The sequence below is a fragment of the Nocardioides kongjuensis genome (assembly GCF_013409625.1).
GTDB classification, from domain to species: Bacteria; Actinomycetota; Actinomycetes; order Propionibacteriales; family Nocardioidaceae; genus Nocardioides; species Nocardioides kongjuensis.
This window is the reverse complement of the sequence record NZ_JACCBF010000001.1, coordinates 4,364,660-4,387,047: the sequence shown is the minus strand read 5'-3', so window position 1 is coordinate 4,387,047 and position 22,388 is coordinate 4,364,660. Positions and strand designations below refer to the sequence as shown.

Genomic DNA, 22,388 nt, shown 5'->3' with positions numbered 1-22,388 from the left:
AGCCTACGAGTCGGCCGGTGCTGTCGGCGCGAGCTCCAGGAAGCCCTCGGCGACGAGCTCGGCCAGCTCGGGCAGGTAGACCTCGCGCAGGCTGGCGGGATCGCGCTCCAGCAGCTGGCCCACGGCATCGACCAGCGGACCGAGGGGCAGCTCGCCGTCGCACGCGCCGGCGACCGCTGCGGTGACGGTGTCGACCTTGCGGGCCCGCCGGAAGCCGCGCTGCTGGCGCAGCACGATCGCCGCCGGGTCCTCGGCGCCGACCGCGCCGCTGGTCTCCTGGACGACGTCCTCGCGGATCACCAGCCGGGTGTCGGCGTCCAGCGCCGCAGCGGCCTGTGCGGACTCCGCCCACGCGGCGATGGCCGGCGCGATCGGCTGCTCGACGTCGTAGGGCCACTCGAGGAGGTCGCGGTGCAGCGTCGCGGTCGCGGCGCCCTCGCGACGGCGCAGGTTGATCCACCCGAAGCCGATCCCGCCGACACCCTGCTCCTCGAGCCAGGACAGCCAGGTGTCGTAGCGGTGCGCGTACGACGCGGGGTCACCGCCCGTGGCGGGGTGGTGGCCGGCGTCCTTGAGCCACAGCTCGACGTACGACGCCGGGTCGAGCACCTCGCGCTGCACGACGAGCGCGTCGCACTCGTCGGGCAGCCAGGTCCCGAGGCGCTCGTCCCACGGCCGGTCGCGGTCGATCACCCAGTTGGCGAGGACCTGGCACCAGCCACCGTCGGTGAGGTGGTCGGGCGCCGTGCGGACGATGTGCTCGACGACCTGGTCACCGGGCAGGCCGGAGTCGCGGTAGACGAGACGCTCGCCGGTCGCCGGCGAGATCACGAACGGCGGGTTGGTCGCGATCAGGTCGAACCGCTCCCCCGCCACCGGCGCGAAGAACGACCCGTCGCGCACGTCGACCTTGTCGTCGACGTCGTTGAGCGCCGCGTTGAAGCGCGCGATCGCGAGCGCCCGCTGGTTGACGTCGGTGGCGACCACCCGGTCGCTGTGGGTCGCCAGGTGCAGCGCCTGCACACCGCACCCGGTGCCGAGGTCGAGCGCGTTGCCGACGTCGTGGCGCAGGGTCAGCTGGGCCAGGCTCGACGAGGCCGGGCTGATCCCGAGCACGTAGTCGCCGGTCACCTTCGTCGCGACCCCGTCGAGGCCGGGCGTCAGGTCGCTGACGACCCACAGGTCGCCCTCCTCCGACGCGTAGGGCCGCACGTCGAGCCGCGCCGCGACCTCCCCGACGCTCTGCGCCAGCGCACCCGCGTTGGCGAGCTTGTCGACCAGCCCGGGCAGCGCCCGCTCGGCGTCCTCGACCGGCACCGAGGTCTGGAGCAGGAAGAGCCGCACCAGGGTCGCGAGCGGGCTGCCGTCCGTCGTACGGCGACGGCCGGGCGTCGTCTCGTTGCGCGACAGCGCCTGGTGGGCCTCCGGGCCGAGCAGCTCGCTGACCGCGTCGTAGGTGAAGTCAGCAGCGAGCAGGGCGTCACGCAGCGGGGCGGCGAGGGAGATCGGCAGCACGGGACAACGCTAGTCCGCCCGTTCCGGGGGCGGTCAGGGGCCGTCAGCGGCGGTCGGCAAGCCGTCCGGCGAGGACCGGGACCACGATCGCCGCCGCGACGACGTGCAGCGTCATCAGGCTGACGGCCGAGGCGACGTCGAAGCCGAAGGTGGCGTCGGGCACCAGCGAGAGCACGGTGAGCGCGACGGTCACCCGCACGAAGGTCGCCCGCGGGCGGCGTGCCTTGCGGGCGAGGACGGCGGCCAGCCCGACGCCGATCAGCGAGAACACGAACGTCAGCTGGGTGAACCCGAGGATCGGGATCGAGGCGCCGGTCTGGTCGGCGAAGGAGACGCCGGCAGCCGAGGCGAGCGCCGCGAGGGTGCTGGTGACGACCGAGGCGGCGGCAGCGGCGGCGACGCCGTGCTTCCAGACCGTACGGCGGACCGGGGTCGCAACGGTGGTGACGGGGGCCTGGACGGTGGTGGTGGTGGACATCTCTGCTCCTGGGGTGTGAGCGGCGGGCCCGGTGACCTGCCTGTGCTGCTACCACGAACGCCATCGCCGCAGATCGACACCGGCCAGAAGAAATGTCCGAAGAAATGTTCAAGGAGATGTCGGAAGGGATCGGTCGGGAACTTCCGGGGTGGTGGCTGTCGGATCCGTGTGGTGACGTTCGTGGTGAGGACAGGAGGCGGTCATCGGGACCGCCCGAACGAGGAGCGACGACATGACGACGTACCTGATGTCCGTGCACGGACCCACCGAGATGACCGACGAGTTCTACGGCTACGGGTCGAAGGAGGAGATGGAGCAGTCCTTCGCCGAGACCGGCGCCTTCAACGAGCAGCTCAAGGCCGACGGCTACTGGGTCTTCGCCGGCGGCCTGGCCCCCGCGACGACCGCCACCGTCGTCGACGGGCAGGGCGAGGCGCCGGTGGTGACCGACGGGCCGTACCTGGAGACCAAGGAGGCGATCGCCGGGTTCTGGGTGATCGAGGTGCCCGACCTCGACGTCGCGCTGCGGCTGGCCGCCGAGGCGTCCCGCGCGTGCCGGGGCACCGTCGAGGTGCGCCCGTTCGACGGGCTCGCCTGAGCCCGGACGCCGCGCTGCGTCCCCGTCCGGCCGATCCTGTTTGGTGAGGGCTCTCGCGGGCACGGTGTCTGGCGCGGCCGGGCCTGGCCGCACCTTCGACGCTCGTGGAGGAGACGTGGGAATGCACTTCAACGGAACGAACGCCCGGAGTCCCCGGCGCCGCGTGACGGCCTTCGTCGTGGCCGGTGCGACGGCGCTGGGGCTGGCCGTGATCGGCGTGCCTGCCCCCGGCAGCGCGGTCACCCCGGGGCAGGGCTACCAACCTGTGCGGCAGTTCGTCGTCGACGGGGACAACGACATCGCGGTCAACGCGACCACGGGCGACGTCTACGTCACCGACTCCGTCTTCGAGCGAGTCAAGCGCTACAGCCCCTCCGGCGCACTGCTCGCCAGCGTGGACGTCGCCGAGGCCGACGGGATCGACGTGGGCCCGCAGGGCCACCTCTACCTCGCCGACGAGGACGGCGTCACCGTCTTCACTCCCGACCTCAGCCAGCGCGCCTACTTCCCGGTCGAGAACATCGGAGTCACCGACGTGGCCGTCAACCCGACCACGGGCGACGTCTACGTGACCGACGTGGTCGACGACGAGGTGATCCGCTACTCGGCGACCGGCACCTTCCTCGGCCGCTGGGGCGGCCCGGGCAGCGGCGACGGCCAGCTCGACAACCCGCAGTCCATCGCCGTCGCCCCCGGCGGCGACGTCTACGTCGGCGAGCGGTGGAACAACCGCGTCTCGCGGTTCAGTGCCACCGGCGTGTTCCTCGGCAAGTGGGGTCAGCTCGGCACGACGCCGGGAAGCTTCCACTGGCCGCGCGGCCTGGCGACCGACAGCCAGGGCAACGTCTACGTGGCCGACTACGCCGACGGCGCGGCCCAGGGCGGCCGCGTCCAGGTCTTCACCGGCGCCGGCGGCTACCTGACGAGCATCGGCGCCTTCAATGCCGCCCCGTTCGGCTCCTTCGGTCCCCGCGACGTCGACGTCGACGCCGCCGGTCGGGTGCACGTCATCGCGCACGCCCCGAGCCTCGGCAACGCCGTGACCACCTTCGCGCCGTTCGTGCCGGCGGCCGGCACAGGCACCGCCACGGTCGTGAAGCCGAACGGCGCCCTCAAGCTCCAGGGCAAGCGGATCAGGATCACCGTGAAGTGCGCCACCGCAGCGGCATGCACGGGCGTGGCGACGGTGACGGTCAAGGGCACGTCGATCACCAAGCCGAAGGGCTACTCGATCCCGGCAGGCAAGAAGAAGGTGATCACCGTGAAGGCCACCAAGAAGGGACTCAAGGTGCTGCGCAAGAAGGCGGTCACCAAGGCCCTGGTCACGGTGCACGGCGGGCAGCGGATGGTGAAGATCCGCCGCTGACGCACCGCAGGACGTCACGCGAGTGGGGCCCGGCCGTCAGTCGGCGGGCGGGCCCCACTCCTCGTGCTCAGCGCCCTCGCGCGACGTCACTGGATCCGGGCGGCGCGCAGGATGCCGCGCCCGGCGACCTTGGTGCGGTAGCGGTGACTGGTGCGGGCGCCGTACTCGATCGTGGTGGCCGCACCGTGCTCGCCCAGGGTGGTGTCGTACCAGGCGGTCAGCGTCGGGGAGTCGGTGCCCGACGGGTTGCCGACGCCGAGGTGGCGCCGAGGCAGGTGCAGGAACCGGGCCAGCCGCTTCTCCCACTTCCCGTGGCCGCCGCGCCCGATCGCTCGCAGGGGCTGGTGGATCGAGGCGATCCGGTCCGGCTGGACCTGGGTCAGGAACGCGATCATCGCCTTCGTCTCGGGCTCGCTCGCGGGACGCGGACCGCCCCAGTACCGGCTGCCGCGACCCGCGCCCGACCAGCCGCTGGTGGGCCAGTTGCGGTTGAGGTCGACCCCGCGGCCGTTGGTGCGGGTGCCGCGGGCGTTGCCGTCGGGGTTCAGGGTCGGCACCACCCAGACGCCGGTGCCCGGGCGCGGGTGGGCGTGGTCACGGATCCAGCGGGCGGTGGCGATGCCGTCCTTCTCGTCACCGTGCATCTGGCCGAGCACGAGCAGGACGTACGGCGCGCCCTCCTCGCCGCGGTAGTAGGCACGGATCGGCCGGCCGTGGGCAGAGGTACCGATGACGACGGACGTCTCGACGTACGACGCCGCGGTCGTCCGGGCCGTCGTGGCCCGGGCCGGGACGACGACGGCCGCGCTGGCAGCGACCACGAGGGTCGCCGCCAGCGCGGCCAGGAGTCGACGCATCCTCAGGCGGACTCGGCTGCAGCGGGCTGCGGGGCGTCGTCCCCGATGGTCGAGACGCGCTGCTTGGAGATGTAGACCGCGGCGAAGATGCCCGCCGCCGCCGCCAGGGCGATGAGGATCCGGACCACGTCGTTCTTGTTCTCCCCGTAGGAGAGGCTGACGACGGCACCGACGATCAGCAACGACACCAGGTTCATCACCTTGAGCAGCGGGTTGATCGACGGTCCGGCGGTGTCCTTGAACGGGTCGCCCACGGTGTCGCCGGTGACCGTGGCCGCGTGCGCCTCCGAGCCCTTGCCTCCGTGGTGGCCGTCCTCGACCAGCTTCTTCGCGTTGTCCCAGGCGCCACCGGCGTTGGCGAGGAACACCGCCATCAGCGTGCCGGTGGCGATCGCCCCGACGAGGAAGCCGGCCAGCGGCCCGACACCGAGCCCGAAGCCGACCGCCACCGGGGCGAGGATCGCCAAGATGCCCGGCGTGGCCAGCTCCCGCAGCGAGTCGCGGGTGACGATGTCGACGACCCGGCCGTACTCCGGACGGGCGGTGCCCTCCATGATCCCGGGGATGTCGCGGAACTGGCGGCGTACCTCCATCACGACCGCACCGGCAGCGCGGCCGACGGCGTTGATCGCCAGGCCCGAGAACAGGAACACGGCACAGGCGCCGAGCAGCGCGCCCACGATCAGCTTGGCGTCGTAGACCAGGAAGTCCTGGTCCAGCGCGGCACCGACCTCGTCGTACGCGCTCTGCGTGTAGGACGCGAACAGGGCGCTCGCCGCGAGGACGGCGGTGGCGATCGCGATGCCCTTGGTGATCGCCTTCGTGGTGTTGCCGACCGCGTCGAGCTCGGTGAGGATCTGGGCTCCCTCCTCGCTCACGTCGCCGGACATCTCCGCGATGCCCTGGGCGTTGTCGGAGACCGGGCCGAAGGTGTCCATCGCGACGATCACGCCGACCGTGGTCAGCAGGCCGCAGCCGGCCAAGGCGACCGCGAACAGCGCGAGACCGGTCGAGCCGCCCGCGAGCAGCGCGGCACCGAACACGGCAGCGCCGATCACCATCGCCGTGTAGACCGCGGACTCGAAGCCGACCGAGAGCCCGGACAGGATCACGGTGGCGTGGCCGGTCAGCGAGGTCCGGGCAACGTCCTTGACCGGCCGGTGCTCGGTGCCCGTGAAGTAGCCGGTGAGGGCGAGGATCGCCGCCGCCAGCACGATGCCGATCGCGACTGCACCGGCCGCGAACACCGGCGGCGACAGGTCGGCCGTCGCACCGGACCCGAGCTCGCTCCACTCACTGGGGAGGTAGACGAACGCGGCGACCGCGCTCGCGACCGCACCGACCGCGGCCGACATGTAGAAGGCCCGGTTGATGGTCTTCAGCCCGCTCTCGCCGGCCCGCGGCTTGGTGAGGTAGACGCCGGCGATCGCCGACAGCGCACCGATCGCCGGGACGATCAGCGGGAACACCAGGCCCTTGTCACCGAACGCCTGCGAGCCGAGGATCAGCGCCGCGACCAGGGTGACGGCGTACGACTCGAACAGGTCGGCCGCCATGCCGGCGCAGTCACCGACGTTGTCGCCCACGTTGTCGGCGATCGTCGCCGCGTTGCGCGGGTCGTCCTCGGGGATGTTCTGCTCCACCTTGCCGACCAGGTCGGCGCCGACGTCGGCCGCCTTGGTGAAGATGCCGCCGCCGACGCGCATGAACATCGCGAGCAGCGCGGCACCGAACCCGAAGCCCTCCAGCACGTTGGGCGCCGTCTCCTGGAAGACGATGACCACCACGCTCGCGCCGAGAAGGCCCAGTCCGACCGTGAACATCCCGACGAAGGCACCCGTGCGGAAGCCGATGTTCATCGCCGGGTCGCGGCCCTGCTCGTTGGCCGCCGCCGCGACCCGGAGGTTGGCGCGCACCGCCAGCGACATGCCGAGGTAGCCCACCGCCCCCGAGAACCCGGCTCCCACCAGGAAGAAGATCGACCGGGAGATCCGGACCGCCCACTCCGACTGCAGCCCGCTCGCGCCGTCGACCGTGTGGGCCGGGAGCGCGAGCAGGACGACGAACGCGATGGCCGCGAAGACCGTCAGCGTGCGGAACTGGCGGGTGAGGTAGGCGTTGGCGCCCTCCTGGACGGCCTGGGCGATCCGCTGCATGTTCGCGGTGCCCTCGCCGGCGCGCAGGACCTCCGATCTGAACAGCACGGCCATGCCCAGCGAGCCGAGGGCGATCGCTGCCACGACCGCCACGAGGGCGAGGTCGCCCCCGGTGACTTCGACATCTGCTACCTGAGGGACGACGAACGGATGGGGCATACGACTGCCTCCTGCGGGGGTTCAGTTCGGCCACGGGGGCCAGGTCTGAGATCGTGCCCGGAGTCTACGCAGAGTGTGGCGTAGAACACATGGAGGCTGTGGTGCAGATCACACGCCGGGGTGGAGATCAGCGCGCTGCCATGGACGCACGACGCCCGGCTGCACCGGTGTCGTCGCGCCGCCCGCCGCTTCTGCACGGATGAGCGCGCGACCGAGGGACGAGGGAGCGCGCGGGGGAGGAAGAAGCGGCGTCACGAGGCGGCGCGACATGCGCGAGCGCCAGACCAACTCAGGCGAGGGCGGCGTCCGGCGAGTCGTGGATGACGAACACCTTGGCGAGGCCGGTGATCTTGAAGATCTTGAGCAGCCGGTCGGCGTTGCAGACCAGCTCGAGCGAGCCGTCGTGGGCACGGACCTTCTTCAGGCCACCGACGAGGACGCCGAGGCCGGTGGAGTCGAGGAACTCGACCGCCTGCATGTCGACGACGATGTTGTACGTGCCGCCGGCCACGAGCTCGGTGATGGTGTCGCGGAGCTTCGGGGCGGTGTAGACGTCGATCTCGCCACCCACGGCAACGACGGTGCGCCCACCGACCTCGCGCGTCGACAGTGTCAGATTCACGACCTCACCCCGGGATAGCCCTTTATTCCTACGTCTGGTGGCACTTATCAAACCATGCCGAGCACGCGCTCGCGCAAGGAGCGGACATCCTGTCGGTATGCCGTGGGTCTCGTGTCGGGGGTCCGGGGGAGAATCGGGGGGTGAGCGCCCAGCCAGATCTCGACGTCGCCCCGGCCCGGCGACGCGATCCGGAGGCCCTGCTCGACCGGCTGGTCGCGGTGCCGTCCCGGGCCGATCGGCTGACCCACCGCGAGCAGGTCCCCGCGCGGCCAGCAGCCCTGGCCGACTGGCCGGTGTGGGCCGATCCGGCGGTGGTGGCGGCCTACACCGCCCGGGGTGTCGGGCGCCCGTGGCAGCACCAGGTGGCCGCGGCCGAGGCGGCCCACCGCGGCGAGCACGTCGTCGTGGCGACCGGCACGGCGTCCGGCAAGTCCCTCGCCTACCTCCTGCCCGCGCTCTCCGACATCCGCGCCGCCCGCGGCCCGCGGGGGCAGCGCGGCGCGTCGGTGCTCTACCTCGCTCCCACCAAGGCGCTGGCCCACGACCAGTGGGCGGCGATCCGCGACCTCGGGCTCGACGTACGGGTCGCGACGCATGACGGCGACAGCACCGCCGAGGAGCGGGAGTGGACCCGCGACCACGCGGAGTACGTCCTGTCCAACCCCGACATGCTGCACCGCTCGCTGCTCCCCGGGCACGAGCGGTGGACCTCGTTCCTCCGGTCGTTGCGCTACGTCGTGATCGACGAGTGCCACCACTACCGCGGGGTGTTCGGCGCCCACGTCGCCCAGGTCGTACGCCGGCTGCGGCGGATCTGCGCGCTCCACGGGGCCTCGCCGGTCTTCGTCCTCGCGTCGGCCACGGTCGCCGACCCCGACGTGACCGCGCGCCGGATGACCGGTCTCGACGTGACCACGGTGACCGAGGACGGCTCGCCCCGCGGGGCGCTCGCGCTCGGCCTCTGGGAGCCGCCGTTGACGTCGTACCAAGGGGAGAACGGCGCGCCGGTGCGCCGGCCCGCGACCGCCGAGACCGCCGACCTGCTCGCCGACCTCGTGGTCGAGGACGTCCGCACCCTGGCCTTCGTGCGGTCCCGGCACGGCGTCGAGACCGTGGCCCGCCGGGCGGGCGAGCTGGTCGAGGAGGTCGACCCGTCGCTGGCCGGGCGGATCGACTCGTACCGCGGTGGCTACCTCCCCGAGGAGCGTCGCGCCCTCGAGCAGGACCTGCGCAGCGGACGGTTGCTCGGCATGGCCGCCACCAACGCACTCGAGCTCGGCATCGACATCAGCGGGCTCGACGCGGTCGTGGTGACCGGCTACCCCGGGACCCGCGCCGCCTTCTGGCAGCAGGTCGGCCGGGCCGGGCGCGACGGCGGCGGTGCGCTCGGACTGTTCGTGGCCCGTGACGACCCGCTCGACACCTACCTCGTCCACCACCCCGACGCGCTGCTCGGCCGCCCGGTCGAGGGCACGGTCTTCGACACCGACAACCCGTACGTGCTCGGGCCCCACCTGTGTGCCGCGGCCCAGGAGCTCCCGGTGACCGTCGCCGACGCCGCCCTGTTCGGGCCGCGGATGCGCGAGGTCCTCGGCTCCCTCGTCGAACGCGGACTGCTCCGCCGCCGGGCGGCCGGCTGGTACTGGACCGACCGCTCCCGCGCCGCCGACCTCGCCGACATCCGCTCGACCGGAGGCGCCCAGGTCCAGCTCGTCGAGGCGGTGACCGGTCGCGTGGTCGGCACCGTCGACGGCGGCCGCGCCCACAGCACGGCCCACGAGGGCGCGGTCTACCTGCACCGGGGCGAGACCTGGCTGGTCGAGTCCCTCGACCTCGAGGACAACGTCGCCACGCTGCGCCGGGCCGACGTCGACCACACCACCACCGCGCGCGACGTCACCGACATCGAGATCGTCGAGGAACGCGAGCACGTCGACTGGGGACCCTGCCGGGTCTCGTTCGGCACGGTCGAGGTGACCAGCCGGGTCACGTCGTACCTGCGACGGCGGACCCGCACCGGCGAGGTGATCGACGAGAAGCCCCTCGACCTGCCCGCGCGGACCCTGTCGACCGCCGCGGTCTGGTGGAGCGTGCCGGACGACGTCGTCAGCGACCTGCTCACCGGCGCCGGCCTGGCCCCCGCCGACCTCCCCGGCGCCGCTCACGCCGCCGAGCACTGCTCCATCGGGCTCCTTCCTCTCTTCGCGACCTGCGACCGCTGGGACATCGGCGGCGTCTCCACCGCCCGCCACCCCGACACCGGTGTCCTCACCGTGTTCGTGCACGACGGCCACCCGGGCGGAGCGGGCTTCGCCGAGCGGGGGTACCGCACCGCCGCCGCCTGGCTGCGCGCCACCCGGGCCACCATCGCGGCCTGCGAGTGCACGTCCGGCTGCCCCTCGTGCATCCAGTCACCGAAGTGCGGCAACGGCAACGACCCGCTCGACAAGGCCGGCGCCGTCGCCCTGCTCGACGCGCTGCTCCGCGAGGCGCCTGCCGCCGAGTAGCCGCGGTGGCGAGTAGCCTGCCCCCATGCTGCTGCTCGGACTGGTCGTCCTGGTCGTCGGTGTGATCGGGCTGGTGCTCAGCTTCTTCGGCGCCAGCATCGACTACAAGCACCGGTCCGCCGAGATCATGAACTGGGACGTCGCGCCCGGGACCCTCGTGCTGTGGGGCGCCGTCTCCACCCTGCTCATCGTGCTCGGCCTGTGGCTGATGAAGGCGGGCGCGAAGCAGGGCTGGCAGCGCCGCAAGGAGCACAAGCGCCTCGCCGAGCTCTCGGACAAGCTGGACCAGGTCGAGCTCGACCGCCGCCGCAACGAGCTGGCCGACGACGAGGGCTGACCGGCCCGTCATCGCGACCGTCCCTCCGGTCCGGCCCGTGCGGCGGCAGCCAGGTCGCGGTCCTGGCCGAGCCACCGGGGACCACTGACCCGGACCTCGACGACGACGTCGGATCCCTCGACAACGCAGGTCACCAGCGAAGCGCCGTTGGCCGTCGCGACCTCGGCCGCTGCTGCGCACGGATCCCGTCCGGGGTGCCCGGCCCCGGCGCCGGCGAGGGACGTGGCGCCGGCCAGCGCCGCCAGGTCGGCCGCCGCCTGGGCCCTCCGGTGGGCGACCACGATCGCACCGACCACGCCGGTCGCGGCCCCGACGAGCAGCAGCACCCCGGCCATCGCCACGGCCAGCACCGTGGCGGCGCCCCGCTGGCTCACGGCCCGCCTCCCTCCGGTCCCCCTCCGGATCTCCCCTCGGTGATCGCGACCGCCTGCGCGCGGACGGTGGCGCCGGGGAGCACACCGAACAGCCCGCCCGGACCGGAGACCCGGCCCCGGGCCCGGACCACGACCCGGTCACCGGACGCCGAGACGGACAGCCGGACGCCGTCCGGCGCCACCTGCTCGCCCAGCGCCAGCGCCTCGCCGACGTCGTCGCCGCGGGCGAGCGCGCGAGCGGCCTCCCGGGCGGCGTCGACCGTGCGGACCTGGGCGACCGCAACCGCCAGCAACCAGACCAGGCCGGCGGTCACGGCCAGGAGGACGGGCAGGGCGAGGGCCAGCTCGGCTGTCACCGCGCCGCGATCACCGGCGCGGCGCCGCGCGGCGCCGCCCTCAGCCGAGCCCGAGCAGGTTGAGGACATGGTCGAACAGCGTCTTGATCAGCTTGTCGCCGAAGCCACCGCTGAGCAGCTTGTAGAGCAGGCCCGCGAAGCCGGCGCCGGCGGCGGTCGCGACGGCGTACTCCGCGGTGGTGACGCCCCGCTCCGTGTGGCGAGAGGCGCGGGAAGTGCGTGGTGCCAAGGTTCTCTCCGTTCGTCAGCAGCCACCCGGTGCGGCTGTCGGGACCGACCCTGCGCGCCCCAGCCGACGCCCCGCGTTCGAGGCTCCCCGGCCTGTGTACGGAGTCCGGCCGATCCGTGCCCTGGGGATGATCGACGTCTCCCGTCAGCACGGTTGGGGCTCCTGAGCCCGCTCAGCCCACGATGCTCGCCGCCAGCGACACGGCCAGCGGGACGATGCCCAGGAGCAGGAAGGACGGCAGCAGGCACACCCCCAGCGGTACGGCGGCCCGGACCCCGACTGCCCGCGCCCGGTCCTCCACCTCGGCCCGGGCCCGGTCGCCGAGCTCGTCGGCCAGCCCCTCGACGGCCGCGACCACGGGCGCGCCCGTCCGGTGGGCGCGGGCGAGCGCCCGCCCCAACGGTCCGAGGTCCGCGTCGTCGGCCAGCCGGCCCCAGATCGCGCCGACGTCACCGCCCAGACGCAGGCGCGCGGCAACGGGTGCGAGGCGCTCGGACGCCGCACCCGGCAGCGCCCGGCAGACCAGCTCGACCGCCTCGACCGGCGCCTGTCCGGAGCGCAGCGCCGCGGCGAGGAGGGTGACGACGTGGGGCAGCTCGCGGCGGACCTCCTCGCGGCGCTGCCGCACCGCCCGTGGCTCGAGGCGACCGGCCGTCGTGCCGACCACGACACCGACCACGACGCCCGCGGGGACGGCCAACGGCCCGCCGAGGAGGACCGCCGCGCCGCCGCCGGCGAGCAGCGCCCACAGGACGCGACCCCGGCGCAGCAGCCCGTCCGCGCCGTCGGACGCGTCCCGCGGAGTCGGCGTCGAGGCCTCGGTGGGACGCGGTCCTCCGGGTCCCAGGGACACACCCAGACCGACGAGCAGGCCGACCAGGACCGCCTCAGCCATGACGCTCGACGTCCCGGGCGAGTGCCTCGATCCAGACGAGACCGGCGTGACCGGCGGCCAGACCTCCCGCGAGGCAGGCCAGCCCGACCGGCTCGCCGAGCAGGAACCGCAGCGGGTCGGCACCGGCGCCGGAACCCATCAGCAGCGCGAGCAGCGGCAGGGCGGCGAGCAGTCTGGCGGTCGCGCGCGCCGACGCCAGCTCGCCGCCGACCACCCGACGGGTGCGCTCCCCCGCGCGCAGGTCCGCCGCCACCCGGCCGAGCGTGTCGGCGAGGCCGTGGCCGGTCCGGTGCGCGACCTGCCACGCGCCGGCGACCACCCGCAGCGCCTCGCCGCCGGGCGTCGTGGCGAGGGAGCGGAACGCGGCGACGACGTCGCCCCCGCTCCGCGCCGCCCGGGCCGCGGGAGCGACGAACGGCCACTCGACGGCGGCCCGGTCGAGCGCGCCCGCCGGGGTCTGGCCGGCGGCGAGCTCGGCGCGCAGGGCGTCGCACAGGTCGACCACGCGACGGCGTACGTCGGTCGCGGCCCGGTCCCGCCGCCGCGCGGCGACGGCCCGGACGACGGCCGTGACGAGCGCGAGCGTCAGCAGCGGCAGCACCAGGCCCGGCGTCGAGCCGTGCGAGACCAACGCCGCCAGCGCCGCCCCCGCCGCGACCGCCAGGACCGGCCGCCGGTGGTTGCCTCGCGAGCCGTGTGCCGGGACAGGGAGCCGCGGCGACGCGGGGACGACGAGCAGCAGGCTCGCCGCGACAGCCGCCCCGAGCAGCACCGGGCCCATCACGCCCTCCCCTCGAGCAGGTCGAGGAGCCGGGGGGAGCCGGGACCCTCGGTCGGGGTGCCGGACGCGTCGAACGCGACGGCCACCTCGGTGCGGGCCAGCCCGTCGGGGCCGCGCACGACGACCGCGACCTCCCCGAGCCGCCGCCTGCCGGTGCGCCGGTCCCGGAGCACGTGGAGGACCACGTCGAGGCCCGCGACCAGCTGGCTGTGGGCGGCATCGCGGGCCAGGCCGGCCCCGAGCGCGAGCGCCTCGATGCGGGCGGGCACGTCGGCGGCGGAGTTGGCGTGCAGCGTGCCGCAGCCGCCCTCGTGACCGGTGTTCATCGCGGCGAGGAGGTCGACGACGGCGGCGTCGCGCACCTCGCCCACGACCAGCCGGTCCGGGCGCATCCGCAGGGCCTGGCGCACCAGGTCGCGCAGCACGACCGCGCCGGCGCCCTCCAGGTTGGCCGGACGCGCCTCGAGCCCGACCACCTGGGGATGCGCGGGGCGGAGCTCGGCGGCGTCCTCGACGACCACGATGCGCTCGCCCGGATCGACCGCACCGAGCAGGGCTGAGAGCAGCGTGGTCTTGCCGCCGCCGGTCCCGCCGGTCACGAGGAACGCGAGCCGGGCGTCGACCACGCGCCGGACCAGCTCGAGCCCGGCGTCGGTCAGCGCGCCGGCATCGCGCAGCCCGGTCAGCGTGAACCCGCCGCGGCGTGGGATCCGCAGCGAGATCGCGGTCCCGGGCTGGGCGAGCGGGGCGAGCAGGGCGTGGCAACGGGTCCCGTCGGGCAGCCGTACGTCGGCCCACGGCGCAGCGTCGTCGAGCCGCCGACCGCCGCTGGCCACCAGCCGCTGGGCCAGCCGACGACAGGACTCCTCGCTGGGCAGCACCACGTCGGACTCCTCGACCCCGTCACCGCGGTCGATCCGGACCGGTCCGGGGCCGTTGACGAGGACGTCGGTGACACCGGGCAGCCCGAGCAGCGACTCGAGGGGGCCGGCGCCGATGACGTCGCGGCGCAGTGCCTCGTAGACCGCGAGCACGGTCGCGTCGCCGACGGGCCGACCCGCCGAGCGCAGCGCGTCGGCCACCCGGTGCGGGCTGAGGTCGCCGGGAGCACGGGCCAGCTGCGCGCGGACGTCCTCGACCAGCGCGGTGACGTCCGCGTCCGCGATCACGCCGCGACCTCCGCCGCCGTCGCGAGGTCGAGGACCCGCGCCGCGGCCCGGGCGAGCGGCCCCCGGGTCGTGCGCAGTGGCCCGAACCCGAGGTCGACCGCCTCCGCGAGTGCGCGCTGGTCGCGCATCTGGACGCGGACCGGGAGCCCGACCGCCCGGGCCACCTCGTCGGTGCTGAAGGCCTCGCCCCGCAGCACCACACCGGGTGCGGCGTGGTCGGCGAACCGCGCCCGCATCCGGGCAGCACCTGCCACCCCGACGACGCTGCCCAGCGTCACCACGAGCAGCTCGTCGCAGCGCGCGGCGACCTCGTCGACCAGCGGGTCGGGCGAACGCGGGAGGTCGACGACCACCACCCGGTGCCCGCGGCGCGCCGCGGAGAGGGCCTCGCGCACGGCGAACGCCTGCAGGCTCTGGGTGCGCCCGTCGACGTACCAGGACAGCACGCCCAGGCTCCCTCGCCGCGGCAACGCCTCCCGCAGCGAGCGGGCGGAGAGCCGGCCGGTCGTCTGGCACAGGGCATCCCAGCGGAAGCCCTCGCTGCGCTCCAGGCCGAGCATCCGGTCCAGGCCCGGACCCTGCGGGTCGCAGTCGATCACGACGGCGTCGCCGGACCGGGCGGCCCACTGGCCCAGGGCGCAGGCGAAGGTGGTCGCCCCGGCGCCGCCCGTGCCGCCGATCACCCCGATCACCCGGGCGCGGTCGGGCTGGTGCTCGGTGAGGTCGGCGAGCAGCTCCACCAGCCAGCCGGCGCTGGCGGGCAGCTCGAGGACGTTCTCGGCGCCGAGGTCCAGGGTCGTGCGGAACAGCTGGTCGGGCGGGCGCGGACCGCTGACGACGTAGCTGCGGGCCCGCGGCTCGGGAGCGGTGCGGACCATCGCGGCGGCGAGGTCGGCGCCGACGAGGACGACCGGCGCCCGGCTCCACGTGACCAGGGCGGTCAGCGGGTCGCGCGCGATCGTCGGGGCCACGTCGGCCGCGGCGGCGAGCGGCAGCAGCTCGGCCAGCAGGTCCTCATCGGCGGTCACCACCAGGGGAGGCACGTCCGCGGGACGGGCGTGCGGGGACGGAAGGGGTCGGTTGCGTGTCATGCCGAGGTTGTCGCCGCCCTCCGGCACGACCATGCGCGCAGTCCGCTGGGGTGTGGAGGACGGCCTCGGGCACACCGGGTGTGGACAGCCGGCGGCCGCATTCGCAACGGGCGGGGCGGACGGGATCCCTAGGATGGAGCCATGGCCTTCGCGGGTACGCCGCCCACCGCCGCGTTCTTCGACCTCGACAAGACGATCATCGCCAAGTCGAGCGTGCTGGCCTTCAGCAAGCCGTTCCAGGCCGGCGGGCTCATCTCTCGCCGGGCCGTGCTCCGCTCGGCGTACGCCCAGTTCGTCTTCATGGTCGGCGGCGCGGACCACGACCAGGTCGAGAAGATGCGGCAGTTCATGTCGCAGCTCACCGCCGGCTGGGACGTCGCGACGGTCCGCGAGATCGTGGCCGACACGCTGCACAACGTCGTCGACCCGCTCGTGTACGACGAGGCGGTGCGCCTCATCGACGAGCACCACGCCGCGGGCCGGGACGTCGTCATCGTCTCGACGTCCGGCAGCGAGGTGGTCGAGCCGATCGGCGCCCTGCTCGGCGCGGACCGGGTGGTCGCGACGCGGCTCAAGGTCGAGGACGGGCGGTACACCGGCGAGATCGACTACTACGCGTACGCCGAGGAGAAGGCGAACGCGATCCGCGAGCTCGCGGAGAGTGTCGGCTACGACCTCGAGAACAGCTACGGCTACTCCGACTCGGTCACCGACGTGCCGATGCTGGAGGCGGTCGGGTACCCGCACGCGGTCAACCCCGACAAGGAGCTGCGCAAGATCGCGGCCTCCCGCGGCTGGCCGGTCCTCGTCTTCACCCGACCGGTCGCCCTCCAGTCGCGGCTGCACCTGCCGCCGCCGAAGCCGACCCTCGCGGCGCTCGCCGTCGGCGGCGTGGTCGCGGTGGGTGCCGCGGTGTGGATCGGTGCCCGGCGGCGTTCCCTCAGCGCCTGACCGTCGCCGGAGCGGAGCCTGCTCCCAACCGGCCAGCGTTCCCCGTCCCCAGGGAAAAGACAACCCTTGAAGGTGGCTCGCCAGCGGCGTACAAAGGACACCAAGAACTCAAGAGCAACACGTGATCCAGGTACCCACGCGGCGATCTACCCTTCTGAATTGGGCGCTTGCATCCGGAAGACTTCCGGGGCAGTTGTTGATGGTGCACGCCTGGTAACCAAGGTTCACGTGTCAGCGGTGGCACCCGAGACACTCGATGGCTCGGGTGCCACCTGCTTTTGCCGCCCGCTGCGTTGCGAGGAACGAGCAAGGCCGCGGACCAGGCGGGAAGGTCGAGTAGGCGCGCGGGCGCGAGCCTGCGAGCGCCCGCGACCGCCGTATCGAGACCTCGGCGAGGCGTCTCGATACGGCCTCGCCCAGGGGCTCGGCCTCCTCGACGAGCTCGGGCTACTCCGCGTCGCGCACCAGGGGGCTCGCCTCGGCGGCGGCCGACCAGGCCTCGACGGCGTACAGCAGCCACGAGTGCATGCCCGCCTGGCTGCCACTCGCCCAGCCGCGCAGGTTGGACTCGTACTCCGCACGCAGCGCGAGGTGCGCCGCCTCGGGTACGACGAGCGACTTCTCGTCGACGCCCCGGGCAGCCGCGACCAGCCGCTCGGTCGCGCGGGCCACGATCCCGTTGTGGGAGCCGAACGGAGCGGCGGTGACCAGCTCGGCGTGGACGACGGCGGCGACGGCGAGCGCGGGGGCCTCGGTCGGAGCGGTGACCAGCTCGGCGATGCCGCGCAGGCGGGAGGCGGACTCGCCGTCGCGCGGTCGGCCGAGCAGCTCGTCGGGGAGCGCGCCCCGGGCGGCGACGGTGTGGATCCGGGCCAGTGCCTGCAGCGGCTGGCGGCGCAGCACGGGGACCAGGGAGAGCAGCTCGGTCGCCAGGCGTACGGCGTCCGCGGCGATCTCGTCGCCCTCGCCGGCCCGCACCTCGGCCAGCGTGGAGCCCGAGCCCTCGAGCACCGCGCTGGCGTGTGCGCCGCGCAGCAACGACTCGGCGGTCAGGTCGGGGCTGGTGCGGCGCAGGCCCCGGTCGCGGAGCACGGCGTCGATGCCGTCGCGGGCGCCGGCGAAGCCGGACGGGACGCCCTCGAGGGAGATCAGCCAGGCGTGCGGGTCGGAGGTCACCCGGCAACGTTACTGGCGCGCTCGCGTGCCTCCGTGATCCGGAGCCGCTGCCGCCGTACGCTCGCCCCGATGGCTACCGACTCCACCCCCGACGCACCGGGCCTCTGCTTCGGCAGTGTGGCCGAGGCCTACGACCGCGGCCGCCCCGGCTACCCGCGCGAGGCCGTCGCGTGGCTGACCGGCGAGGAGCCGCTGGCCGTGCTGGAGCTCGGCGCCGGGACCGGCAAGCTCACCGAGCACCTCGTCGCCCTCGGCCACGACGTGCACGCGACCGACCCGGACCCGCGGATGCTCGACCGGCTGGGGACCCGGCTGCCGGAGCTGCGGGTCTCGCAGACGTCGGCCGAGGAGATCCCGGCGGCGGACGCGACGTACGACCTGGTGATCGCGGCGGACGCCGACGCATGGTTCGACGCCGAGAGGGCGCTGCCGGAGATCGCGCGCGTCCTCAAGCGCGGCGGCACGTTCGCGGTGGTGCGCAACGTCCGCGACGAGCGGATCCCGTGGGTCAAGCGGCTCGGCAACCTGATCGGGCACCACACGACCGGTGAGGGCATCGGCGACGCGATCGACTCGTCGCCGTACTTCGGCCCGGCCGACGAGACCGCCTTCAAGCAGTGGCAGGTCATCGACCGCGCGTCGGTGCAGGACCTCGCGCGCTCGCTGCCCGACGTCGCCTGCCTCGACCGCACCGGCCAGGACTCGAAGGTCCGCGAGGTGCTGGCGTTCTACGACGACTTCGGCCGTGGCATGGACGGCATGCAGCTGCCGTGGGTGACCGAGTGCTTCCGCGCGGTGGTCGGGATCCAGCCCAAGACGATCCGCCAGGAGCCCGCCGGCGCTACGACGGCCGCGGAGCCGGCCCCCGTGGTCGACGCGCCGGAGGAGCTCGTCGGCGAGGACACCGTGCCCGTCGCGCTGGCCCCCGCCGTCGAGCCGCCGGCCGACGACGACTCGGGCATGCTGCTCATCGACTTCCGCTGACCCGGCGCGCCGTACGGCACGATGATCACGTGCGCGGCGGACGGTTGTGGCGGCGGGACCACCTGGGCAGCGATGCTGACCGGGCGGCGTTCCGGGCGCTGCACCAGGCGTCGCTCGCCTCGCCCGCGCTCCGTGAGGGCCTGACGACGGCCAGCGCCGAGCGCGCGATCCGGCACCTGCGGGCGCTGCTCGGTACGCCGGCCCTGGCGATCACCGACACCGAGGCGGTCCTCGCCTGGGACGGGGTGGGCGACCACCACGCCGACCAGGCGGCCGTCGTGGGCCTGCTCGCGATCGAGAGGGGCAGCACCCGCACGGTCGACCGCGACCAGCTCGGCTGCTCGGTCGGCGGCTGCCCGGTCCGCACCGGCGTGGTCAGCCCGCTGGTGGTGGAGGGCCGGGTCCTCGGGACCGTGCAGGCGTTCGCGCCGAGCCCGACCGCCGGGCTGGTGCGCGCGACCGAGGAGGTCGCCGAGTGGGTGTCCGGGCAGCTGGAGCTGGCCGAGCTCGACGCCCACCGCAACCGGATGATCGAGGCCGAGGTGCGGGCGCTGCGGGCCCAGATCAGTCCGCACTTCGTCTACAACTCGCTCAACGCGATCGCGAGCTTCGTGCGCACCGACCCCGACCGGGCGCGCGAGCTGCTGCTGGAGTTCGCCGACTTCACGCGCTACTCCTTCCGCCGCCACGGCGAGTACACGACGCTCGCCGAGGAGCTGCGCTCGATCGAGCGCTACCTCCTCCTCGAGCAGGCCCGCTTCGGCGACCGGCTGCAGGTGACTCTCAACATCGCGCCCGAGGTGCTGCCGGTCGTCGTCCCGTTCCTGTGCATCCAGCCCCTCGTCGAGAACGCCGTCAGGCACGGCCTGGAGAGCGTCGACCAGACCGGGCACCTCACGATCGTGGCCCACGACCGCGGGCACGAGGCGGTGCTCGAGGTCGAGGACAACGGGGTCGGCGAGGACCCGGAGAAGGTACGCCGCGCACTCGCCGGCGACACCGAGCTCGACTCGGTGGGCCTGGGCAACGTGGACGCGCGGCTGCGCGCGAGCTTCGGCGACGACTACGGTCTGGTCGTGGAGACCGCTCCGGGCGCCGGGACCAAGGTGATCGTGCGGGTGCCGAAGTTCGCGCCGGGAGTCACGGCATGACGGGCCTGCGCGTGCTCGTCGTCGACGACGAGCGGCCGGCGCTCGACGAGCTGACCTACCTCCTCGGCGCCGACGACCGGGTCGGCGAGGTGATCGCCTGCCAGTCCGCGACCGACGGGCTGCGGATCCTGCGCGAGCGCGAGGTCGACTGCGTCTTCCTCGACATCCAGATGCCCGGCCTGACCGGGCTCGAGCTGGCCGAGGTGCTCGGCCGGTTCAAGCAGCCGCCCCCGGTGGTGTTCGTGACCGCGCACGAGCAGCACGCCGTCGACGCCTTCGACCTGCACGCGGTCGACTACGTCCTCAAGCCGGTGCGCCCCGAGCGCCTGGCCGAGGCCGTACGACGCGTGCTCGGCGGCACCGCACCGCCGCCGGCCGCGACGGACACCCAGGTCGCGGTGGAGCGGGGCGGCGTCACCCGGTTCGTCGACCGCGGGGACATCACCCACGTCGAGGCCCAGGGCGACTACGCCCGGCTGCACACCACCGGGGGCGACAGCTACCTGGTCCGGGTGCCGCTGACGACGCTCGAGGAGGACTGGGCGGAGGCGGGCTTCCACCGGATCCACCGCTCCCTGCTGGTCGCGCTGGCCCACGTCACGGAGGTCCGCAACGACGCCGGCCGCACGTCGGTGGTGGTCGGCGACGGCACCGAGCTCCCCGTCAGCCGCCGGCACACCCGCGCCCTGCGCGACGTCCTCGTCCGCCGGGCCCGCGCGGGAGGCTGAGATGAGCGCCCACCATGGCTGAACGGGTGCGGGTCACCGGGCCGCCACGCCACACGCCGGCGGGGCGGGCGGCGAACCGGCTCGGCGACGTGCACGAGCAGACCGCGCTCGGCGACGTCTACCTCCGCTCCCTCCTGCGCGCGCAGCTCGGCCTGGCCGTGCGGCTGCTCGTGCTGCTGGCGGTCACCCTCGGCGTGCTCCCCCTCGCCTTCCACCTGTGGCCGTCGCTCTCCGACGTCCGACCGCTCGGGATCCCGCTGCCGTGGCTGCTGCTGGGCGTGCTGGTGCACCCGTTCCTGCTGCTGCTCGCGTGGCGCTACGTCCGCAGCGCGGAGCGCAACGAGCGGGTCTTCACCGACCTCGTGAGCGACCCCGACGAGGACGGCGCCTGATGGAGCGCGCCGACGTACCGGGACTGGTCGCGGTCGTGCTGGTCACCCTCGCGACGCTGGCGATCGGCACCTGGGGGCTGCGCTTCTCGCGCACCACCAGCGACTTCTTCGTCGCCTCCCGCACCGTCCGGCCGGGCCTGAACGCGAGCGCGATCGGCGGGGAGTACCTCTCCGCCGCGTCCTTCCTCGGCATCGCCGGGCTGCTGCTCGTGGGCGGCGCGGAAATGCTGTGGTACCCGGTCGGCTGGACCGCGGGCTACCTCGTCCTGCTGGTGCTCGTCGCCGCACCCCTGCGGCGCTCCGGCGCCTACACGCTGCCGGACTTCGCCGAGGCCCGGCTGGGCTCCCGCACGGTGCGGGCCGCCTGCTCGCTGCTGGTCGTGGGCATCGGCTGGCTCTACATGATCCCGCAGTTCGAAGGCGCCGGCATCACGCTGCGCTCGGCGATCGGCGCCCCCGAGTGGGCCGGGTCCCTCGTGGTGGCGGGGATCGTGCTCGCGAACGTGACGTCCGGCGGGATGCGGTCGGTGACCTTCGTGCAGGCCTTCCAGTACTGGCTCAAGCTCACCGCGCTGCTCGTCCCGGCCGCCGTGCTGGTCGCGGTCTGGTGGGGGGACGGACGTCCCGACGGGATCGGTGGCGGCGACTGGTCGAACCCGGTCGCGGGCGACGGCGGAGTCGGCCTCTACACGACGTACTCACTGATCGCCGGGCTCTTCCTCGGCACCATGGGCCTGCCCCACGTGGTCGTGCGGTTCTACACGAACCCCGACGGCCGGGCAGCCCGGCGTACGACGGTCGTGGTGCTCGCACTGCTGGGCCTCTTCTACGTCTGGCCGCCGGTGTACGCCGCCCTCGGCCGCGTGTACGGCGGCCGGCTGGTCGCCGAGGGCCGCTCGGACGTGCTCGTGCTGGAGCTGCCGCGGGCGATGCTCGACGGGGTCGGCGGCGACGTGCTGACCGGACTGGTCACGGCCGGGGCGTTCGCAGCGTTCCTGTCGACGTCCTCCGGGCTGGCGATCGCCGTGTCCGGCGTGCTCACCCAGGACGTCACCAGCCGGCTGGTCAGCGAGCAGCGCGGGGTCGCGGCGTTCCGGTTCGCGGCGATGGTGGCCGTGGTCGTGCCGGTCCTGGCGGCGCTCCTGGTCCGCAACGTCGGCGTCGCCCAGTCGGTGGGCCTGGCGTTCGCGGTGGCCGCGTCGACCTTCTGCCCGCTGCTGGTGCTGGGCATCTGGTGGCGGCGACTGACCGACGCCGGCGCGCTGGCGGGGCTCGCTGCCGGTGGCCTCGGCGCCGGCGGGGCCGCGATCGCGACCCTCGCGGGCTACGCCCCCGGTGGGTGGGCGGGCGCGCTGCTGGCCCAGCCCGCCGCCTGGAGCGTGCCCGTCGCTGTGCTCGTGATGGTCGCCGTCTCGCTCGCGACCGCCGACCGGGAGCCGGCGCACGCACGCCGGTTCCTGGTCCGGCTGCACACGCCGGAGTCGCTCAGCCGCTAGGACTCAGCCGTTGCATTCGG

23 protein-coding genes are annotated in these 22,388 nt (G+C 74.0%); 10 read left to right on the top strand and 13 right to left on the bottom strand.

Annotated elements, in window-relative coordinates; genetic code table 11:
• Positions 1-3: 3 nt before the first annotated feature.
• Positions 4-1,515 carry a DUF7059 domain-containing protein gene (locus BJ958_RS21130; protein ID WP_179728817.1) on the bottom strand — a complete coding sequence of 504 codons (1,512 nt, stop codon included), beginning with the start codon at positions 1,513-1,515 and terminating at the stop codon, positions 4-6.
• A 43-nt stretch (positions 1,516-1,558) separates the two neighbouring features.
• Positions 1,559-1,993, bottom strand: a complete 435-nt coding sequence (locus BJ958_RS21125) for a DUF6069 family protein (RefSeq protein ID WP_179728816.1) — start codon at positions 1,991-1,993, stop codon at positions 1,559-1,561.
• Between the two features lie 232 nt (positions 1,994-2,225).
• Here BJ958_RS21125 and BJ958_RS21120 point away from each other — a divergent pair, with 232 nt between their 5' ends.
• Both BJ958_RS21120 and BJ958_RS21115 read left to right on the top strand, forming a co-directional pair.
• Complete coding sequence (locus tag BJ958_RS21120; protein WP_179728815.1) at positions 2,226-2,591, top strand: YciI family protein; 366 nt, start codon at positions 2,226-2,228, stop codon at positions 2,589-2,591.
• A 121-nt stretch (positions 2,592-2,712) separates the two neighbouring features.
• Entirely contained in the window at positions 2,713-3,957 is a 1,245-nt protein-coding gene (locus BJ958_RS21115; RefSeq protein WP_179728814.1) for an NHL repeat-containing protein, read from the top strand.
• Positions 3,958-4,043: 86 nt separating this feature from the next.
• Here the strand turns inward: BJ958_RS21115 and BJ958_RS21110 are convergent, their stop codons facing one another.
• The 3 genes from BJ958_RS21110 to BJ958_RS21100 all read right to left on the bottom strand — a co-directional run bounded on the left by BJ958_RS21110 (position 4,044) and on the right by BJ958_RS21100 (position 7,751).
• On the bottom strand, positions 4,044-4,814 hold the full coding sequence (locus tag BJ958_RS21110; protein ID WP_179728813.1) for a M14 family zinc carboxypeptidase: 771 nt from the start codon (positions 4,812-4,814) through the stop codon (positions 4,044-4,046).
• A gap of 2 nt (positions 4,815-4,816) precedes the next feature.
• Positions 4,817-7,129, bottom strand: coding sequence for a sodium-translocating pyrophosphatase (locus BJ958_RS21105; protein ID WP_179728812.1), 2,313 nt, complete (start codon positions 7,127-7,129; stop codon positions 4,817-4,819).
• A 289-nt stretch (positions 7,130-7,418) separates the two neighbouring features.
• Positions 7,419-7,751 (bottom strand): anti-sigma factor antagonist, encoded by a 333-nt coding sequence (locus tag BJ958_RS21100; RefSeq protein WP_179728811.1) that lies wholly within the window; start codon positions 7,749-7,751, stop codon positions 7,419-7,421.
• Between the two features lie 140 nt (positions 7,752-7,891).
• Here BJ958_RS21100 and BJ958_RS21095 point away from each other — a divergent pair, with 140 nt between their 5' ends.
• The gene (locus BJ958_RS21095) at positions 7,892-10,258 is read left to right on the top strand and encodes a DEAD/DEAH box helicase (RefSeq protein ID WP_179728810.1); all 2,367 of its coding nucleotides are present in this window, start codon (positions 7,892-7,894) and stop codon (positions 10,256-10,258) included.
• Positions 10,259-10,283: 25 nt separating this feature from the next.
• The gene (locus BJ958_RS21090; protein ID WP_179728809.1) at positions 10,284-10,595 is read left to right on the top strand and encodes a hypothetical protein; all 312 of its coding nucleotides are present in this window, start codon (positions 10,284-10,286) and stop codon (positions 10,593-10,595) included.
• A gap of 8 nt (positions 10,596-10,603) precedes the next feature.
• Here the strand turns inward: BJ958_RS21090 and BJ958_RS21085 are convergent, their stop codons facing one another.
• From BJ958_RS21085 to ssd, 7 genes are all read right to left on the bottom strand, one after another.
• Positions 10,604-10,969: an Rv3654c family TadE-like protein gene (locus BJ958_RS21085; RefSeq protein WP_343052763.1), complete on the bottom strand. Its 366-nt coding sequence runs from the start codon at positions 10,967-10,969 to the stop codon at positions 10,604-10,606.
• On the bottom strand, positions 10,966-11,394 hold the full coding sequence (locus BJ958_RS21080; protein WP_179728808.1) for a TadE family type IV pilus minor pilin: 429 nt from the start codon (positions 11,392-11,394) through the stop codon (positions 10,966-10,968). The genes BJ958_RS21085 and BJ958_RS21080 overlap by 4 nt, the downstream gene beginning before the upstream one ends.
• A complete protein-coding gene (locus BJ958_RS21075; protein WP_179728807.1) occupies positions 11,366-11,554 on the bottom strand; it encodes a DUF4244 domain-containing protein in 189 nt (62 codons plus the stop codon). Before BJ958_RS21075 ends, BJ958_RS21080 begins: the two co-directional genes overlap by 29 nt.
• Positions 11,555-11,726: 172 nt before the next feature.
• Complete coding sequence (locus BJ958_RS21070; protein ID WP_179728806.1) at positions 11,727-12,449, bottom strand: type II secretion system F family protein; 723 nt, start codon at positions 12,447-12,449, stop codon at positions 11,727-11,729.
• A complete protein-coding gene (locus tag BJ958_RS21065; RefSeq protein WP_179728805.1) occupies positions 12,442-13,230 on the bottom strand; it encodes a type II secretion system F family protein in 789 nt (262 codons plus the stop codon). Before BJ958_RS21065 ends, BJ958_RS21070 begins: the two co-directional genes overlap by 8 nt.
• Positions 13,230-14,399, bottom strand: coding sequence for a TadA family conjugal transfer-associated ATPase (locus BJ958_RS21060; RefSeq protein ID WP_179728804.1), 1,170 nt, complete (start codon positions 14,397-14,399; stop codon positions 13,230-13,232). The genes BJ958_RS21065 and BJ958_RS21060 overlap by 1 nt, the downstream gene beginning before the upstream one ends.
• Positions 14,396-15,430 (bottom strand): septum site-determining protein Ssd, encoded by a 1,035-nt coding sequence (gene ssd / locus BJ958_RS21055; RefSeq protein ID WP_343052762.1) that lies wholly within the window; start codon positions 15,428-15,430, stop codon positions 14,396-14,398. Before ssd ends, BJ958_RS21060 begins: the two co-directional genes overlap by 4 nt.
• A gap of 201 nt (positions 15,431-15,631) precedes the next feature.
• On the opposite strand from ssd, the gene BJ958_RS21050 reads away from it, so the two are divergent.
• Positions 15,632-16,441: an HAD family hydrolase gene (locus BJ958_RS21050; RefSeq protein WP_179728802.1), complete on the top strand. Its 810-nt coding sequence runs from the start codon at positions 15,632-15,634 to the stop codon at positions 16,439-16,441.
• 447 nt (positions 16,442-16,888) lie between these two features.
• On the opposite strand, the gene BJ958_RS21045 is transcribed toward BJ958_RS21050, so the two are convergent.
• The gene (locus tag BJ958_RS21045; protein ID WP_179728801.1) at positions 16,889-17,617 is read right to left on the bottom strand and encodes an oxidoreductase; all 729 of its coding nucleotides are present in this window, start codon (positions 17,615-17,617) and stop codon (positions 16,889-16,891) included.
• Positions 17,618-17,686: 69 nt separating this feature from the next.
• On the opposite strand from BJ958_RS21045, the gene BJ958_RS21040 reads away from it, so the two are divergent.
• Genes BJ958_RS21040 through BJ958_RS21020 form a run of 5 tightly spaced genes read left to right on the top strand, consistent with a single transcriptional unit; the run spans position 17,687 to position 22,368 of the window.
• Positions 17,687-18,601, top strand: a complete 915-nt coding sequence (locus tag BJ958_RS21040) for a class I SAM-dependent methyltransferase (RefSeq protein WP_179728800.1) — start codon at positions 17,687-17,689, stop codon at positions 18,599-18,601.
• Positions 18,602-18,630: 29 nt separating this feature from the next.
• The gene (locus BJ958_RS21035) at positions 18,631-19,752 is read left to right on the top strand and encodes a histidine kinase (protein WP_179728799.1); all 1,122 of its coding nucleotides are present in this window, start codon (positions 18,631-18,633) and stop codon (positions 19,750-19,752) included.
• Entirely contained in the window at positions 19,749-20,480 is a 732-nt protein-coding gene (locus tag BJ958_RS21030; protein ID WP_179728798.1) for a LytR/AlgR family response regulator transcription factor, read from the top strand. The genes BJ958_RS21035 and BJ958_RS21030 overlap by 4 nt, the downstream gene beginning before the upstream one ends.
• Before the next feature lie 14 nt (positions 20,481-20,494).
• Positions 20,495-20,872, top strand: a complete 378-nt coding sequence (locus BJ958_RS21025) for a hypothetical protein (RefSeq protein ID WP_179728797.1) — start codon at positions 20,495-20,497, stop codon at positions 20,870-20,872.
• Positions 20,872-22,368: a sodium/solute symporter gene (locus BJ958_RS21020; RefSeq protein WP_179728796.1), complete on the top strand. Its 1,497-nt coding sequence runs from the start codon at positions 20,872-20,874 to the stop codon at positions 22,366-22,368. Before BJ958_RS21025 ends, BJ958_RS21020 begins: the two co-directional genes overlap by 1 nt.
• The last annotated feature ends 20 nt before the right edge of the window (positions 22,369-22,388 follow it).